Below are 16,263 nucleotides of genomic sequence, written 5' to 3'. Positions count from 1 at the left end.
CGTAGTAAACCGCGAATGGCGGGTCTGCGTTTCTGAACAATGTGTTGTCTTTTTCGCTGCTTCACAACGTTGGAGGAAATGGCCGCCAGCGGTTGACACTGGTGCCTGACCGCCCTTGACCCAGGTGGGGGCCGGCGCTCGTCATCGTCCGAACTTCCCCCACCCTGTGACGTTCTCAACTGGTAAGCCCTCTACCCAGGCATTACCATGGACCTTGTCATCGCCCGCCCCGAAGGCCTGTACTGCCCGCCTGGGGACTTCTATATCGACCCCTGGCGTCCGGTCGAGCGCGCCGTGATCACCCACGGTCATGGCGACCATGCCCGCACCGGCAATCAGCACTATCTGACCGCCGCCCCCGGAGCCGGCATCCTGCGCAGCCGCCTGGGCCAAGGCATCGACCTGCAGACCCTGCCCTACGGTGAACGCATCCAGCATCACGGCGTCACCCTCAGCCTGCACCCGGCTGGCCATGTGCTGGGTTCGGCACAGGTGCGTCTTGAGTACCAAGGCGAAGTGTGGGTCGCTTCGGGTGATTACAAAGTCGAACCGGACGGCACCTGCACAGCCTTCGAGCCGGTGCGCTGCCATACCTTCATCACTGAGTCCACGTTCGGCCTGCCGATCTACCGTTGGCCCAGCCAGGCGGATATCTTTGCCGGGATCAATGCCTGGTGGCGGAGCAACTGTGAACAAGGCAAGGCCAGCGTGCTGTTCTGCTATGCCTTCGGCAAGGCTCAGCGAATTCTCCATGGCCTGGACCCGGACATCGGGCCGATCCTCGTGCATGGCGCTGTCGAGCCGCTGAACCGGGTATACCGCGAAGCCGGTGTGCAGCTGCCGACCACCCGCTATGCCGGTGAGGTCCCGCGCAACGACCCGCTGCTGCGCCAGGCATTGATCCTGGCGCCGCCCTCCGCTGCCGGGAGTAGCTGGATGCGCCGTTTCGGCGAATACAGCGATGCCTTTGCCAGCGGCTGGATGCTGTTGCGCGGTACCCGCCGTCGGCGTGGTGTCGACCGTGGCTTCGTGTTGTCCGACCACGCCGACTGGCCGGGGTTGCTGTGGGCCATCGAGCAGACAGGTGCCGAGCGGGTCATGGTCACCCACGGGTCAGTGAATGTGCTGGTGCGCTACCTGAACGAACAAGGCCTGGATGCCCGTGCCTTCGTGACCGAATACGGCGAAGAGGATGACATCACAGCCACGGAGCCCGAGGAATGAAAGCCTTCGCCGAACTGTACCTGCGCCTGGATGCGACCACCTCCAGCAACGCCAAGCTCGAAGCCTTGCGTGACTACTTTGCTGCAGCGCCCGCCGAAGATGCTGCCTGGGCCGTCTACTTCCTGGCGGGCGGGCGTCCGCGCCAGTTGGTGCCGACCCGCGTCTTACGCGAATTGGCCACGGCCTTGGCGGGGTTGCCCGACTGGTTGTTCGAAGAGAGTTACCAGGCAGTCGGCGACCTGGCCGAAACCATCTCGCTGCTGTTGCCGCAAGCCTTCCATGCCAGCGAAGACGGCCTGGCACACTGGGTCGAAGCTCATCTGTTGCCCTTGCGCGGCCTGCCGCCAGAGGAACTCCAGCGACGCCTGCCCCCGCTGTGGGCACAGCTGGACCGCCCCAGCCTGATGCTGTGCCTGAAGCTCATCACCGGCAGCTTTCGCGTCGGTGTGTCCAAGCTGCTGGTCACGCGCGCCCTGGCGCAACTGGCGGGCCTCGATGCCAAGCGCGTGGCCCAGCGCTTGGTCGGCTATACCGATATTGGCCACCGCCCGACAGCCGCCAGCTACCATCGGCTGATCGCCGAAGAATCCAGTGATGAACATAGCCAGCGGGGTGGCCAACCTTATCCCTTCTTCCTCGCTCACGCCCTGCAGGCACCGCCCGAGCAGTTCGAAGCGCTGCTCGGGCCTCCGGCTGGCTGGCTGATCGAATGGAAGTGGGATGGCATACGCGCTCAAGTGGTCAAGCGTGATGGCCAGCTGTGGATTTGGTCCCGAGGCGAAGAACTGGTCACCGAGCGCTTTCCCGAACTGCACAGCCTGGCCGAAAGCTTGCCCGATGGTACGGTGCTCGACGGTGAGATATTGGTCTGGAAGCCCGGCGTCGATGCCGGCGTACCGGCAGTGCAGCCGTTCGCCGTGCTGCAGCAGCGCATCGGCCGCAAGACCCTGGGCAAGAAATTGCTGGCGGACGCCCCGGTGGTACTGCAAGCCTATGACTTGCTGGAGTGGCAAGGTGAGGACTGGCGCAGCCGGCCTCAACATGAACGGCGCCAGCAACTGCAGCGCCTGTTGGCAGAACATCCCTTGGCCCCCCTGCTGCTTTCACCACTGCTCGAGGGCAACGACTGGCGCGAACTGGCGCGGCAACGCGAGCAATCGCGCAACCTGGGTGTGGAGGGCTTGATGCTCAAGCAGCGTGACGCGCTGTACGGCGTGGGCCGGACCAAGGACATGGGGTTGTGGTGGAAGTGGAAGATCGACCCGTTCAGCATCGATGCGGTGCTCATTTACGCCCAACGCGGCCATGGCCGCCGTGCCAGCCTCTACAGCGACTACACCTTCGCCGTGTGGAATGCGCCGGCGGGCACGCCCGACCGCGCGCTGGTGCCCTTCGCCAAGGCTTACTCCGGGCTCAGCGACGAAGAGATGCGCAAGGTGGATGCGATCATTCGCAAGACCACGGTGGAAACCTTCGGGCCGGTGCGTAGCGTCACCCCGACACTGGTCTTTGAGCTGGGCTTCGAGGGCATCGCGCTGTCCAAGCGCCACAAGAGCGGTATCGCCGTGCGATTTCCGCGGATGTTGCGCTGGCGCCTGGACAAACCGGTCGATGAAGCCGACGACCTGGCAAGCCTGCAGGCATTGTTGGTCTGAAAGAAGGCCTCACGGTGAGGCGCGGTAACGGAAATTATGCTTCTATCTTTGTGCCGACCCGTGTCGCAGAACGTTTTCGCCACGCAGCCAGGACCCCCATGCACCATTCAACCCACGACTTGCTATCGCCCGTACCGGGCATTTCCCGCCAATTGCACAGCTTCCACTTCGGCCCACGGGGTGGCGCCAAGGTGTATATCCAGGCCTCGCTGCATGCCGACGAGCTGCCCGGCATGCTGGTCGCCTGGCATCTCAAGCGTCGCCTCGCCGAACTGGAACAGCAGGGTCGCCTGCTGCGCGAAATCATCCTGGTCCCGGTGGCCAACCCGGTCGGCCTGGAACAGGTGATGCTGGATGCGCCCCTGGGCCGTTTCGAACTGCAGAGCGGCGAGAACTTCAACCGCAACTTCGTCGACCTGTCCGACAGCATCGGCGACCAGATCGAAGGTCATCTGAGCCAGGACCCGGCGCACAACGTCGCGCTGATCCGCGAGTACCTGCGGCGTGGCCTGGATGCCCACCCGGCGCGCACGCCGTTGCAGTCGCAGCGCCTGACCTTGCAACGGCTGGCCTGCGATGCCGACCTGGTGCTGGACCTGCACTGTGATTTCGAAGCGGTCGAGCACCTCTATACCACCCCGGAAGCCTGGCCGCAGGTCGAGCCACTGGCCCGCTACCTGGGTGCCCAGGCCAGCCTGTTGGCCACCGACTCCGGCGGGCAATCGTTCGACGAATGCTTCAGCCTGGTCTGGTGGCAGCTGCAGCAACGCTTTGGCAAGCACTTCCCGATCCCGCTGGGGAGCCTCTCGGTCACCGTAGAACTGCGGGGCCAGGCCGACGTCAGCCACGACCTGGCCAGCCAGGATTGCCAGGCGATTCTCGACTACCTGACCCACGCTGGCGTCATCGAAGGCACCGCCCCCCCACTGCCCGAGCTGCCGCGGCCGGCCACCCCACTGGCCGCAGTCGAACCCGTGGCAGCGCCCCTTGGCGGGCTGCTGGTGTATCACGCCCGCCCCGGTCAGCCGCTGGAGGCCGGGCAACTGATCGCTGAAGTCATCGACCCGCTCAGCGACAGGGTGACGGCCGTGCGCAACAGCCAGCCTGGCTTGCTCTACGCCCGCAGCGTGCGGCGCATGGCCACGGCCGGCATGGTCATCGCCCATGTCGCCGGCGAGCAGGTGCTGCGCAGCGGCTACCTGCTGGCCAACTGATCGGTTAAAACCAAAACGTGCGGCGAGTGGTCTGTAGAAACACAGCCTGCGCAGGACTGCTCGCCCCCATGCCCGCCGCTTCCAACCTCGCCGATACCTGGTTCGCCGCCCGCGGCTGGAAACCCTTCGCCTTCCAGCGCCAGGTATGGGCAGCAGTCGGACGTGGCGAATCAGGCCTATTGCATGCCAGCACCGGGGCGGGCAAGACCTATGCGGTCTGGCTGGCTGCACTGCGCGCCTTCGCCACAGCCGCCAGCGGGCGGCAGCCGGCCGCACTGCAGGTGCTGTGGATCACCCCCATGCGCGCACTGGCGGCTGATACCGCGCGCGCGCTGCAAGCGCCAGTGGATGAGCTCGGCCTGAACTGGACGGTCGGCGTGCGCAGCGGCGATACCGCCAGTGCCGAGCGCGCTCGCCAGGCCCGGCGCCTGCCAAGCGTGCTGATCACCACGCCGGAAAGCCTGACACTGCTGCTGACCCGGGCCCAGGCCGCCGAAGACTTCGCCAGCTTGCGCCTGGTGGTGGTAGATGAATGGCACGAACTGCTTGGCAACAAGCGCGGCGTTCAGCTGCAACTGGCCCTGGCCCGCCTGCGCCGCTGGCATCCGGGCCTGATCACCTGGGGCTTGTCGGCCACGCTCGGCAATCTGCCGCACGCCCACGACGTGCTGTTGCCGGGCGGTGGTCTGCTGGTGAAAGGTCGCCAGGACAAACAGCTGCTGGTCGACACCTTGCTGCCCGATGCCATCGAGCGCTTCCCCTGGGCCGGGCACATGGGCCTGAAGATGCTCGACCAGGTAGCCCATGAACTCGACGCCAGCTCGAGCAGCCTGGTATTCACCAACACCCGTGCCCAGGCCGAACTGTGGTACCAGGCCCTGCTCGACGCCCGCCCCGATTGGGCCGGGCAGATTGCCTTGCATCATGCGTCGCTGGCCCGGGCGACCCGCGACTGGGTCGAGCAGAGCCTCAAGCAGGGCACGCTCAAGGCCGTCATCTGCACCTCCAGCCTGGACCTGGGGGTGGACTTCCTGCCGGTCGAACGGGTGCTGCAGATCGGTTCGGCCAAAGGCATTGCCCGCCTCATGCAGCGCGCCGGGCGCTCTGGCCATGCCCCGGGGCGCCGCTCACGCGTCACCCTGGTGCCCACCCATAGCCTGGAGCTGGTGGAGGCTGCCGCCGCCCGGGCAGCCCTGGCCGCCGGCCATATCGAAGCGCGCCGCTCGCCGCGCCTGTGCCTGGACGTGCTGGTCCAGCATCTGGTCAGCATGGCCCTGGGCGCTGGCTTTCGGCCTGACGAACTGCTCGCGGAAGTCCGCAGTACCTGGGCGTTCCGTGAGCTGCGTGACAGCCAGTGGCAATGGGCGCTGGATTTCGTCAATCACGGCGGCCACGCATTGACGGCGTACCCCGACTATCAGCGTGTCGAGGCGCACCCCGACGGGGTCTGGCGGGTGGCCAGCGAGCGCCTGGCGAGGCGTCACCGCATGGGCATCGGCACCATCGTCAGCGACGCCAGCCTGCAACTCAAGTATTGGAGCAAGGGTGGGGGCGGCAAGCACCTGGGCAGTGTCGAGGAAGCCTTCATCGCCCGCCTGCGCCCCGGCGATACGTTGGTGTTTGCCGGGCGGGTCCTGGAGTTGGTACGGGTAGAAGGGATGACCGCCTACGTGCGCCGCAGCACTGCGCGCAAGGCCGCCGTGGCGCGCTGGAATGGCGGGCGCATGCCACTGTCCAGCGAGCTGGCCGACGCCGTGGTCGAACAGCTCGATGCTGCGGCGCATGGGGCCTGTCACGGCCCGGAGATGCAGGCCGTGCGGCCGCTGCTGGCCTTGCAGTCGAAGTGGTCAGCCTTGCCCACCCGCGGCACACTGCTGGCCGAAACACTGGGATCACGCCAGGGCTCGCATCTGTTCCTCTACCCGTTTGCCGGGCGCATGGCCAACCTGGGCCTGGCCAACCTGATCGCCTGGCGGGTAAGCCGGGTGCAGCCACTGTCGGTATCCATCGCCGTGAACGACTATGGTTTCGAACTGCTCAGCCCCAGTACCGTGGATTGGGCCAGTTGCCTGCCAGACGCGCTGTCGGGCGACAACCTGCTGGAGGACGTGCTGGCCAGCCTGAACGCTGGCGAAATGGCGCTGCGACGCTTCCGCGAAATCGCCCAGATTGCCGGGCTGGTGTTCGGCGGCTACCCGGCCGCACAAAAGAGCACCCGACAGATTCAGGCTTCCAGCGGGTTGTTCTATGAAGTATTCCGCAAACACGACGCCAGCAACTTGCTGCTCGGCCAGGCGCGCGATGAAGTACTGAACGAAGAACTGGAGATCGAGCGCCTGCACCGGCAGTTGCTCAAGATGCAAAACCTGCAACTGGACCTGCGCATGCTGCAACGGCCTGGACCCCTGGCATTCGCCCTGCTGGTCGAAGGCATGCGCGAGACCTTGAGCACGGAAAAGCTGACGGACCGCATTGCACGGATGGTGACCGACCTGGAAAAAGCGGCAAACCGGCCATGACTACCTATCTGTCTGTCGAACACTGTGGCGAAACGCTATGGCTGCTTCCGGACAAGGCCATCTATTGGCCGGCCCGCCGCACCTTGCTGGTGGCCGACGTTCATATCGGCAAGGCAGCCAGTTACCGGGCACTGCATCAACCCGTTCCGCGTGGTACCACCAGCGCCACCCTGGCACGCCTGGATAGATTACTGCACAGCTACGCCTGCGAGCAGCTGATCATCCTCGGCGACTTCCTGCATGCCCGCGCTGCCCTGGCGCCGGCGACGCAGGCCAGCCTGCAGGCATGGAGAGCCCGCCACAGCGCGATGCGGGTAGTCCTGGTGCGGGGTAACCATGATCGCCACGCCGGTGATCCGCCGGTGCAACTGGGGATCGAAGCAGTAGACGAACCCCTGTTGCTGGCGCCCTTTGCCCTGCAGCACGAACCGACGCCGCACCCCAGCCACCCGGTACTCGCCGGGCACGTGCATCCGGTGTTCGTGCTGCGAGGGCGGGCGCGGCAAAGGTTGAGGCTGCCGTGCTTCCTGATCGATGCTCAGGTCAGCCTGCTCCCGGCGTTCGGTGAGTTCACCGGTGGCTGGTTGGTCGAGCCAGGTTCCGATACGCGGGTTTTCCTGGCTGGAGGCGACCAGGTCTGGGCGCTGGCCAACTGAGTCAGGCGACAGGAGACGGTGGTGGCTCGTCGGGAAGGGTTGGCTCACCGGGCTCCATCGGGGGATGTTCACCAGGCTCTGGCGGCTGCGGCGTATCAGGATCAGGCTGGTGCGGCACGCCGCCAGCCTGCACGGGCAGCGGGTGCGCCAGCAGTGACCAGGCCAGCAACCCGATCTGGTTGGGCTGCAGTACAGCCAGCTTCGCACTGATTGCGGGGTTGAGTTTCATTGGCAGCTCCTGGACGAGGGCCGACACGCTGCATACGTATCGGCACTGTTCAACCTGTTGGAGTGCCATCAGGGAAACTAATTCCCTGCGCTCGTCGGATCAGGTGCGTGGCAGGGTGACGCCGCGCTGCCCCTGGTACTTGCCGCCCCGGTCCTTGTACGACACTTCACATTCTTCATCGGACTGCAGGAACAGCATCTGCGCCACGCCTTCGTTGGCGTAGATCTTGGCCGGCAGCGTGGTGGTGTTGGAGAACTCCAGGGTCACGTGGCCTTCCCACTCCGGCTCCAGCGGGGTGACGTTGACGATGATGCCGCAACGGGCGTAGGTGCTCTTGCCCAAGCAGATGGTCAGCACATCACGCGGAATGCGGAAGTACTCGACGGTGCGAGCCAGGGCGAAGGAGTTCGGCGGGATGATGCAGACGTCGCTCTTGATGTCGACGAAGCTGCCGGCGTCGAAGTTCTTCGGGTCGACGGTGGCCGAGTTGATGTTGGTGAACACCTTGAATTCGTCGGCGCAGCGCACGTCATAGCCGTAGCTGGAAACGCCAAAGGAGATGACACGGTTGTCCTGCTCGCCGCGCACCTGGCGCTCGACGAACGGTTCGATCATGCCGTGTTCCTGCGCCATGCGGCGAATCCACTTGTCCGATTTGATGCTCATGGCGGGGTGTCCTGAAGAGTTGCGAGGGGAAAATCCAGACGCGCATCTTACCGGTCCCGGCGCCCGGGTTAAAGTTCCACTGCCCCATCCCGCGCCGGACGTGGGTTGCAGCCGCCGTCGATCCGAATTTGCGTAAAGCGTTCACAGACCATTGGCAGCTCGTGGAAAGTGGGGTAAGGTGGCGCCACTGTGCTGCACGTGACACCGAGAATCTCTAGTTTGATGCACGATCCTGATCGGCCCATCGCTGAATTTTCTGCTCTCTTTGCGCTCAGTCCCGGCCAGGGTTTTTCCTGACCGTTATCAAATTGTCCAAGGAGACAGAAAAATGTCCAACCGTCAATCCGGTGTTGTTAAGTGGTTCAACGATGAGAAAGGCTACGGCTTCATCACCCCTCAGTCGGGCGATGACCTGTTCGTGCACTTCAAAGCCATCCAAGCTGACGGCTTCAAAACCCTGAAAGAAGGCCAGGCTGTTACTTTCGTCGCTACCCGCGGCCAGAAAGGCATGCAGGCTGAAGAAGTTCAGATCGCCTAAGTCGATCTCAGCTTCCTAGCTTTCAAAAAAACCCGCCTTCTGGTGGGTTTTTTTATGCCTGACTGAAAAATATCCGCGGCCTTGTGGGAGCGGCCTTGCGTCGCGAAAGGGCCGCAAAGCGGCCCCAGCTATACTTGCTTGATGCACACATATTGGGGGCGCTTCGCACCCCTTTCGCGACGCAAGGCCGCTCCCACAGGTTTCAGTCCTCGCTGATGGTGATGCTCGGCATCGCCGGCGCCGCCGCTTCCTGCAGCACGATCCGTGCGCCCACCTGGCGGGCCAGTTCCTGGTAGACCATGGCAATCTGGCTTTCCGGCTCGGCGATTGCCGTTGGCTTGCCGCTGTCGGCCTGCTCGCGGATCAGCATCGACAGCGGCAGCGAGGCCAGCAGGTCGACACCGTACTGCGCCGCCAGCTTCTCGCCACCGCCTTCACCGAACAGGTGCTCGGCATGGCCGCAGTTCGAGCAGATGTGCACGGCCATGTTTTCCACCACGCCCAGCACCGGGATATTGACCTTGCGGAACATCTCCACGCCCTTCCTGGCATCCAGCAGGGCCAGGTCCTGTGGCGTGGTGACGATCACCGAACCGGCCACCGGCACCTTCTGCGCCAGGGTCAGCTGGATATCGCCGGTTCCCGGCGGCATGTCGATGACCAGATAATCCAGGTCGTCCCAGGCGGTCTGGGTCACCAGCTGCAGCAGCGCCCCCGATACCATCGGCCCACGCCAGACCATCGGCGTGTTGTCATCGGTGAGGAACGCCATGGACATCACTTCCACGCCATGGGCCTTGATCGGCACGAACCACTTCTGCTCGCGGATTTGCGGGCGGGTACCCTCGGCGATACCGAACATCACGCCCTGGCTGGGGCCGTAGATATCCGCATCGAGAATGCCCACGCGGGCGCCTTCACGGGCCAGGGCCAAGGCCAGGTTGGCCGCGGTGGTCGATTTGCCGACACCGCCCTTGCCCGAGGCCACGGCAATGATGTTCTTGACGTTGGCCATGGCCGGCACCTGGGCCTGGGCCTTGTGGGCGGCGACGACACAGTCGATCGACACCTGGGCCGAGCTGACGCCGTCGAGATTCTCGATCGCGGTCTGCAGCACCTGGGCCCAACCGTTCTTGAACAGGCCGGCGGCGTAGCCCAGTTGCAACTGCACAGCGACTTGCCCGCCCTGGATGTCGATGGCGCGCACGCAACCGGCGCTGACCGGGTCCTGATTCAGATAGGGGTCGGTGTACTGGCGAAGCACGCCTTCGACGGCGGCACGGGTGACGGCACTCATGGACACTCCCATTGGCAAACTGAGTACGAAACAGACGCCTATCCTAACCCGTCAATCGTCAGCAGATGCGTGCTTGGGGTGAAATATCTTCGCCGGCCCTTTATAGTGGCCGATCACCCTCATTTTTACCCGAGCCAGATAAGTAGCCGAGCCACCATGTCCGAGCCACGTCAGATTCTCGTTACCAGCGCCCTGCCCTATGCCAATGGATCCATCCACCTTGGCCATATGCTGGAGTACATCCAGACGGACATGTGGGTGCGCTTCCAGAAACTGCGCGGCAACCAGTGCATCTACGTCTGCGCCGACGACGCCCACGGCTCGGCCATCATGTTGCGTGCCGAGAAGGAAGGCATCACCCCTGAGCAGCTGATCGCCAATGTCCAGGCCGAGCACAGTGGTGACTTCGCCGACTTCCTGGTGGACTTCGACAACTTCCACTCTACCCACAGTGACGAAAACCGCGAGCTGTCAGGCCTGATCTACGGCCGTCTGCGCGACGCAGGGCACATCGCCACCCGTTCGGTGACCCAGTATTTCGACCCCGAAAAGGGCATGTTCCTGGCCGACCGTTTCATCAAGGGCACCTGCCCGAAATGCGCGGCTGAGGATCAGTACGGCGACAACTGCGAAAAATGCGGCGCCACCTATGCCCCCACTGAACTGAAGAACCCCAAGTCGGCCATCTCCGGGGCCACTCCGGTGCTGCGCGATTCCCAGCACTTCTTCTTCAAGCTGCCTGACTTCCAGGCCATGCTGCAGCAATGGACCCGCAGCGGAACCCTGCAGGACGCCGTGGCCAACAAGCTTGCCGAATGGCTGGATTCCGGCCTGCAGGAGTGGGACATCTCGCGTGATGCGCCGTACTTCGGCTTCGAGATCCCGGGCGAGCCTGGCAAGTATTTCTACGTCTGGCTGGACGCGCCAATCGGCTACATGGCCAGCTTCAAGAACCTGTGCGCACGCCGCCCGGAGCTGGACTTCGACGCATTCTGGAACGAAGGCTCCAAGGCCGAGCTGTATCACTTCATCGGCAAGGACATCGTCAACTTCCACGCCCTGTTCTGGCCTGCCATGCTCGAAGGTGCCGGCTTCCGCAAGCCGACCGCAGTCAACGTGCACGGCTACCTGACCGTCAACGGCGCCAAGATGTCCAAGTCGCGCGGCACCTTCATCAAGGCCCGCACCTACCTGGACCACCTGCACCCGGAATACCTGCGCTACTACTACGCCGCCAAGCTCGGCCGTGGCGTCGACGACCTCGACCTGAACCTCGAAGACTTCGTGCAGAAGGTCAACTCCGACCTGGTTGGCAAGGTGGTCAACATTGCCAGCCGTTGCGCCGGCTTCATCCATAAAGGCAATGCCGGCGTGATGGTCGCTGGCGATGCTGCGCCGGAGCTGACCGAGGCCTTCCTCGCCGCCGCCCCGTCGATCGCCGAAGCCTATGAGGGCCGCGATTTCGGCCGTGCCATGCGTGAAATCATGGCCCTGGCTGACCGCGCCAACGCCTGGATCGCCGACAAGGCACCTTGGTCGCTGGCCAAGCAGGAAGGCAAGCAGGACGAGGTCCAGGCCATTTGCGCCCAGGGCATCAACCTGTTCCGCCAGCTGGTGATCTTCCTCAAGCCCGTGCTGCCGCTGCTCGCCGCCGATGCCGAGGCATTCCTCAACGTCGCGCCACTGACCTGGAACGACCATCAATCGCGCCTGGAAAACCACCAGCTGAACCCGTTCAAGGCGCTGATGAGCCGTATCGAACCTGCCAAGGTCGAAGCCATGGTCGCTGCCAGCAAGGAAGACCTGCTGGCCGCCGAAGCCCAGGCACCCGCCGGCAACGGCGAGCTGACCAAGGACCCGCTGTCTGCCGAAATCGAGTTCGACACCTTTGCCGCGGTCGACCTGCGTGTCGCACTGATCGTCAAGGCTGAAGCCGTGCCCGGCGCCGACAAGCTCCTGCAGCTGACCCTGGATATCGGCGACGAGCGCCGCAACGTGTTCTCCGGCATCAAGTCGGCCTATCCGGATCCCTCCAAGCTGGAAGGCCGCCTGACCATGATGGTGGCCAACCTCAAGCCGCGCAAAATGCGCTTTGGCGTCTCCGAGGGCATGGTCATGGCAGCCGGCCCTGGCGGCGAAGAGATCTACCTGCTCAGCCCTGACAGTGGCGCCAAGCCAGGTCAGCGCATCAAGTAAACCTTCTGCCCCGGCCTTACCGCCGGGGCAGTTCCATCTGCAGCACCAACGCCGGACGTTCCAGGCGATTCCCAGCTATCGTCATTCACATGAACGACTCCATGCTGATCCTCGCCAGCGCTGCGCTGGTCAGCCACCTGCTTGTGCAAGCACAGCCGTCAAGCCGCCTGCGCCTGCAGGTCTGTGGCCTGGCGGGGGCCCTGTCCATAGTGCTCGGAGCGAGCGGCGGGCAAGTGCTCGAACGGCTCATCGTGGCGCCCTGGCAGTTGCAGGACCTGCGCCTGTTCCTGCTGTTGCCCTGGCTGGCATTGCTGGCATGGGGCGTACCGAAGGTGCTACGCAGGTTACGACCGCAGTGGCCCACCAGCGGGCTTGCACTGCCATTGCTGGGCAACGCCTTGCTGCTCGGCCTGACGCTGCAAGTGACGGGAGAGGAAACCTCGTTGCTTGCTACGTTGCGCTGGGGGGCATCGGCCGGCATTGGCTTCTGGCTGGCGCTGGTGCTGTTCGACGACCTGCACCAGCGCAGCCAGCAGGCGGAAGTACCGGCCGCGCTGCGCGGTTTGCCGATTACCTTGATCGGTACAGGCGTCATGGCCTTGGCGTTCTGCGGATTCAACGGACTTTTCATTCAATGAACTTGATTCAACGCATCGATGCCCTGCTGCCACAAACCCAATGTGGCAAATGCGGCCACAACGGCTGTCGGCCCTACGCCGAAGAACTGGCTGCGGGCGGGGCCATCAACAAGTGCCCGCCAGGTGGCAGCGAAACCATCGCTGCGCTGGCAGCGCTGCTCAAGCAGCCATTGCTTGCGCCTGACCCGCTGCGCGGCAGCGCACCGCCCCAGGTCGCCTACATTCGCGAAGCCGAATGCATCGGTTGCACCAAGTGCATCCAGGCCTGCCCGGTCGACGCCATCGTCGGCGCCGCCAAGTTGATGCACACGGTCATTGCCAGCGAATGCACCGGCTGTGACCTGTGCCTGGCGCCCTGCCCGGTCGATTGCATCGAGATGCAGCCACTACCAGCAGGGGTGGTACCGATCGTCAGCGGCCTGGCTCATTCTCCCGAACAACTGCAGGCCCGCCGCCAGCGCCGCGATCAGGCGCGCCAGCGCCACCAACAGCGAAACGCCCGCCTGCAACGCGACATCGCGCGCCGTGAGGCGCAGCGCCTGGCGCGTACGGCCGAAGCCACACAAGGCACGGCAGACCCGATCAAGGCCGCCCTGGAGCGCATCAGGGCGCAGAAAAGCGCCGCTGCCGATGCGCTGCCCACAGGCGCCGGGCATGAACATGGCAAGCCCTGACCCACGGCTACGCGCAGCCATGGGCCTGGTGCTGCTGGCCTGCATACCCGGCTTGCTCGCCACCCTCTGGACACAGGGCTGGGGAGTCCTGTTCAGCCTGTTGCTGTGTGCCAGCAGTGCGCTATGTTGCGAGGCGGCCTTGCTGGCTGTGCGTCGCCAGCCTGTTCTACCGGCATTGAACGATGGCAGTGCCCTGGTGACTGCCGTGTTGCTGGCCATCGCCCTACCCGGCCAGGCGCCTTGGTGGGTGCCAGTGACAGCAGCAGGCATTGCCATAGGTGTCGGCAAGCAGGCCTTTGGCGGAGTGGGCCGCAATCTGTTCAACCCGGCCATGGTCGGTTACGCCTTCGTGCTGCTGAACTTTCCGCTGCACATGAACCACTGGCCCAACCACGCCATTGGCTTTGTCGACAGCCTGCAGCAGGTAGCTGGCGGGGGCGGCCAGATTGATGCCTGGGCGGGGCCGACCATTCTCGATGGCCTGCGCCATAACCGCAGCCTGACCCTCGACGAACTGTTCGCCAGTCACCCCGGCTTTGGCAATGTGGGCGGTCGCAGCAGCGAATGGATCAATCTGGCCTTGCTGTTCGGCGGGCTGTTTCTCCTGCAGCGCAAGGTGATCAGCTGGCATGCCCCGGCAGGGCTGCTGGGCAGCCTTTTCCTGTTCAGCCTGCTGGCCTGGAATGGCTCCGGTTCGGATTCGAACGGCTCGCCACTGCTGCATCTGTTCAGCGGTTCAACGATGCTGGCAGCGTTCTTCATCGCCACCGAGCCGGTGTCCGGCCCAAGGGCGAATCTGGCCAGGCTGCTGTTCGGTTTCGGCGCAGGCGCGCTGATCTACCTGATTCGCACCTGGGGCAGTTACCCGGATGGCACGGCCTTCGCCATCCTGTTGATGAACCTGGCGGTGCCCGCGCTGGATCGGTTCGCCTTGCAGCGCCAACAGGTTGCGCCATGATCGCGCCCGTGCGCAGCAGCCTTTTGCTCCTTGCCGTCAGCGGGTCGGCCATCGCATCAGCGCTGGCTTGGCAGCACTGGACTCGCCCGGCCATCATCGATGCCGAGCGCCAGCTTCAGGCAAGCCAGTTGCTGGCGGTGCTGCCCACGCAAAGCTACGACAACCGCCCTTTGGACAGCGCGTTGCCATTGCCCGCCGAACAGCCGCAGCACAGCAAGGTACTCGCGGCTTATCGCGCGAGCCACGGGACTTTGCCAACAGCCATCGTGCTGGTGAGCCAGGTGCAGGGCTATGCCGGCCCCATCAAGCTGACCATCGCCATCGCTGCCGATGGCCGCCTGATCGGCACTCGGGTGGTCGAACAGCAGGAAAGCCCTGGGTTGGGCGGCCAGATTGCCGATCCGCAGTCTGGCTGGCTGAACCAGTTTGCCAGGCACGGCCTTGGCGACCGCTGGGCAATCAGACGCGACCAGGGCGATTTCGATCAGTTGGCCGGCGCGACCGTTACGTCCCGGGCCGTCATCGATGCCCAGCAGGAGGCCTTGCGGTTTTTTGATCAGCATCGCAGCGAACTGCTTGGAACCTCTCCCCATGAATAGATTCTGCCTGCTGATCACCGGCCTGGCTCCGCTGCTTGGCGCGACTGGCACTGTCACCCATGCACTGGCCATCGCCGCGTGCATATGGGTGATGATCCTTCTCCACCAAGCCTTGCTTGGCCCGCTGCGGGCATCACTCAGCGGCGCCATGTACTGGCTGGCAAGCCTGCTGCTGCTGGCTGCGCTTGGCAGTTGCCTGCAATTGGCACTACGTGCCTGGGCATTGCCCTTGGCGCAGGCGCTTGGGTTTTATCCGGCGCTGATTTGCCTGCAGTGCCTTGCCGTCGACAGGTTGCTGCCAACAGTAGGGCGCTGGCGGCATCTGTTACGCCATCTGAGTGGCCTGCTGCTCACCTGCCTGCTGCTTGGCGCGGCGCGCCAGTGGCTGGAGGCGTTCGCAGGCATGCACCTGGCCCACCTGCCATCCGGTGGGCTGCTACTGCTCGGCGCGCTGCTGGCCTTGTACAATCGGCTTTGCCTCACCCTCACTCGTCGTCAAGGAAAGCGTTGAAACCATGAATGCCGCCAAACGCCTGGAGATCTTTCGCAGGCTGCACGAAGACAATCCCGATCCGAAAACGGAATTGGCTTACACCACCCCCTTTGAGCTTCTGGTTGCCGTGACGCTTTCCGCACAGTCCACCGATGTCGGGGTCAACAAGGCCACCGCACGCCTGTTTCCGGTCGCCAATACACCGCACGCCATCTACGCGCTGGGTGTCGAGGGGCTGAGCGAATACATCAAGACCATCGGCCTCTATAACAGCAAGGCCAAGAACGTCATCGAGGCGTGCCGCCTGCTGATCGAGCGCCATGGCGGCGAAGTGCCGCAAACCCGAGATGCACTGGAAGCGTTACCAGGCGTTGGGCGCAAGACCGCCAACGTGGTGCTCAACACCGCCTTCCGCCAGCCAACCATGGCGGTGGACACGCACATATTCAGGGTCAGCAACCGCACCGGCATCGCGCCTGGCAAGACCGTACTGGAAGTCGAGAAGAAACTGGTCAAGTTCGTACCCAAGGACTACCTGCTCGACGCTCACCATTGGCTCATCCTGCATGGCCGCTACGTGTGCCAGGCACGCAAGCCTCGTTGTGGCAGTTGCCGCATCGAAGATCTGTGCGAATACAAGCACAAGACCTGCGACGATTGAGCCAATAGCAAAAATAGCTGCGTTGCGATTGAAAAAATCTTTTTTA

The 16,263-nt window shown here is 64.1% G+C and carries 15 protein-coding genes and 1 pseudogene; 13 read left to right on the top strand and 3 right to left on the bottom strand.

Annotated elements, in window-relative coordinates:
- The first annotated feature begins 207 nt into the window (after positions 1-207).
- The 5 genes from HU738_RS15085 to pdeM all read left to right on the top strand — a co-directional run bounded on the left by HU738_RS15085 (position 208) and on the right by pdeM (position 7,268).
- The gene (locus tag HU738_RS15085) at positions 208-1,224 is read left to right on the top strand and encodes a ligase-associated DNA damage response exonuclease (protein ID WP_176506040.1); all 1,017 of its coding nucleotides are present in this window, start codon (positions 208-210) and stop codon (positions 1,222-1,224) included.
- Positions 1,221-2,879 (top strand): ATP-dependent DNA ligase, encoded by a 1,659-nt coding sequence (locus tag HU738_RS15080; RefSeq protein ID WP_186601369.1) that lies wholly within the window; start codon positions 1,221-1,223, stop codon positions 2,877-2,879. The genes HU738_RS15085 and HU738_RS15080 overlap by 4 nt, the downstream gene beginning before the upstream one ends.
- Positions 2,880-2,977: 98 nt before the next feature.
- Positions 2,978-4,093: a succinylglutamate desuccinylase/aspartoacylase family protein gene (locus tag HU738_RS15075; RefSeq protein ID WP_186601368.1), complete on the top strand. Its 1,116-nt coding sequence runs from the start codon at positions 2,978-2,980 to the stop codon at positions 4,091-4,093.
- 68 nt (positions 4,094-4,161) lie between these two features.
- The gene (locus HU738_RS15070) at positions 4,162-6,612 is read left to right on the top strand and encodes a ligase-associated DNA damage response DEXH box helicase (protein WP_186601367.1); all 2,451 of its coding nucleotides are present in this window, start codon (positions 4,162-4,164) and stop codon (positions 6,610-6,612) included.
- Positions 6,609-7,268 carry a ligase-associated DNA damage response endonuclease PdeM gene (gene pdeM / locus HU738_RS15065; protein ID WP_186601366.1) on the top strand — a complete coding sequence of 220 codons (660 nt, stop codon included), beginning with the start codon at positions 6,609-6,611 and terminating at the stop codon, positions 7,266-7,268. The genes HU738_RS15070 and pdeM overlap by 4 nt, the downstream gene beginning before the upstream one ends.
- 1 nt (position 7,269) lies before the next feature.
- Here pdeM and HU738_RS15060 read toward each other — a convergent pair whose 3' ends face one another.
- Together HU738_RS15060 and dcd are read right to left on the bottom strand one after the other, a co-directional pair.
- Positions 7,270-7,497 carry a hypothetical protein gene (locus tag HU738_RS15060; RefSeq protein ID WP_099815169.1) on the bottom strand — a complete coding sequence of 76 codons (228 nt, stop codon included), beginning with the start codon at positions 7,495-7,497 and terminating at the stop codon, positions 7,270-7,272.
- Between the two features lie 99 nt (positions 7,498-7,596).
- Positions 7,597-8,163 (bottom strand): dCTP deaminase, encoded by a 567-nt coding sequence (gene dcd / locus HU738_RS15055; protein WP_003254920.1) that lies wholly within the window; start codon positions 8,161-8,163, stop codon positions 7,597-7,599.
- 328 nt (positions 8,164-8,491) lie between these two features.
- Between dcd and HU738_RS15050 the strand changes: the two genes are divergently transcribed.
- Positions 8,492-8,701 carry a cold-shock protein gene (locus HU738_RS15050; protein WP_003254922.1) on the top strand — a complete coding sequence of 70 codons (210 nt, stop codon included), beginning with the start codon at positions 8,492-8,494 and terminating at the stop codon, positions 8,699-8,701.
- A 202-nt stretch (positions 8,702-8,903) separates the two neighbouring features.
- On the opposite strand, the gene apbC is transcribed toward HU738_RS15050, so the two are convergent.
- Positions 8,904-9,998, bottom strand: a complete 1,095-nt coding sequence (apbC, locus tag HU738_RS15045; RefSeq protein WP_186601365.1) for an iron-sulfur cluster carrier protein ApbC — start codon at positions 9,996-9,998, stop codon at positions 8,904-8,906.
- Between the two features lie 156 nt (positions 9,999-10,154).
- Here apbC and metG point away from each other — a divergent pair, with 156 nt between their 5' ends.
- The 7 genes and pseudogenes from metG (at position 10,155) to nth (ending at position 16,217) form a co-directional block, all read left to right on the top strand.
- Complete coding sequence (gene metG, locus HU738_RS15040; protein WP_054885852.1) at positions 10,155-12,194, top strand: methionine--tRNA ligase; 2,040 nt, start codon at positions 10,155-10,157, stop codon at positions 12,192-12,194.
- 89 nt (positions 12,195-12,283) lie between these two features.
- Positions 12,284-12,832, top strand: coding sequence for an Rnf-Nqr domain containing protein (locus HU738_RS26015; RefSeq protein ID WP_225923470.1), 549 nt, complete (start codon positions 12,284-12,286; stop codon positions 12,830-12,832).
- A pseudogene (locus HU738_RS15035) lies at positions 12,829-13,467 on the top strand (RnfABCDGE type electron transport complex subunit B); the annotation flags it as partial. The gene HU738_RS26015 and the pseudogene HU738_RS15035, both read left to right, overlap by 4 nt.
- A gap of 25 nt (positions 13,468-13,492) precedes the next feature.
- The gene (locus HU738_RS15030) at positions 13,493-14,464 is read left to right on the top strand and encodes an RnfABCDGE type electron transport complex subunit D (protein ID WP_186601397.1); all 972 of its coding nucleotides are present in this window, start codon (positions 13,493-13,495) and stop codon (positions 14,462-14,464) included.
- Positions 14,461-15,063, top strand: a complete 603-nt coding sequence (locus HU738_RS15025) for an RnfABCDGE type electron transport complex subunit G (protein ID WP_186601363.1) — start codon at positions 14,461-14,463, stop codon at positions 15,061-15,063. Before HU738_RS15030 ends, HU738_RS15025 begins: the two co-directional genes overlap by 4 nt.
- Positions 15,056-15,574: an Rnf-Nqr domain containing protein gene (locus tag HU738_RS15020; protein WP_186601362.1), complete on the top strand. Its 519-nt coding sequence runs from the start codon at positions 15,056-15,058 to the stop codon at positions 15,572-15,574. The genes HU738_RS15025 and HU738_RS15020 overlap by 8 nt, the downstream gene beginning before the upstream one ends.
- Positions 15,575-15,578: 4 nt before the next feature.
- Entirely contained in the window at positions 15,579-16,217 is a 639-nt protein-coding gene (gene nth / locus HU738_RS15015) for an endonuclease III (RefSeq protein WP_186601361.1), read from the top strand.
- Positions 16,218-16,263 lie beyond the last annotated feature (46 nt).

It is taken from the genome of Pseudomonas vlassakiae (assembly GCF_014269035.2).
Classification (GTDB): Bacteria; Pseudomonadota; Gammaproteobacteria; order Pseudomonadales; family Pseudomonadaceae; genus Aquipseudomonas; species Aquipseudomonas vlassakiae.
This window is presented reverse-complemented; position numbering and strand designations above follow the sequence as displayed.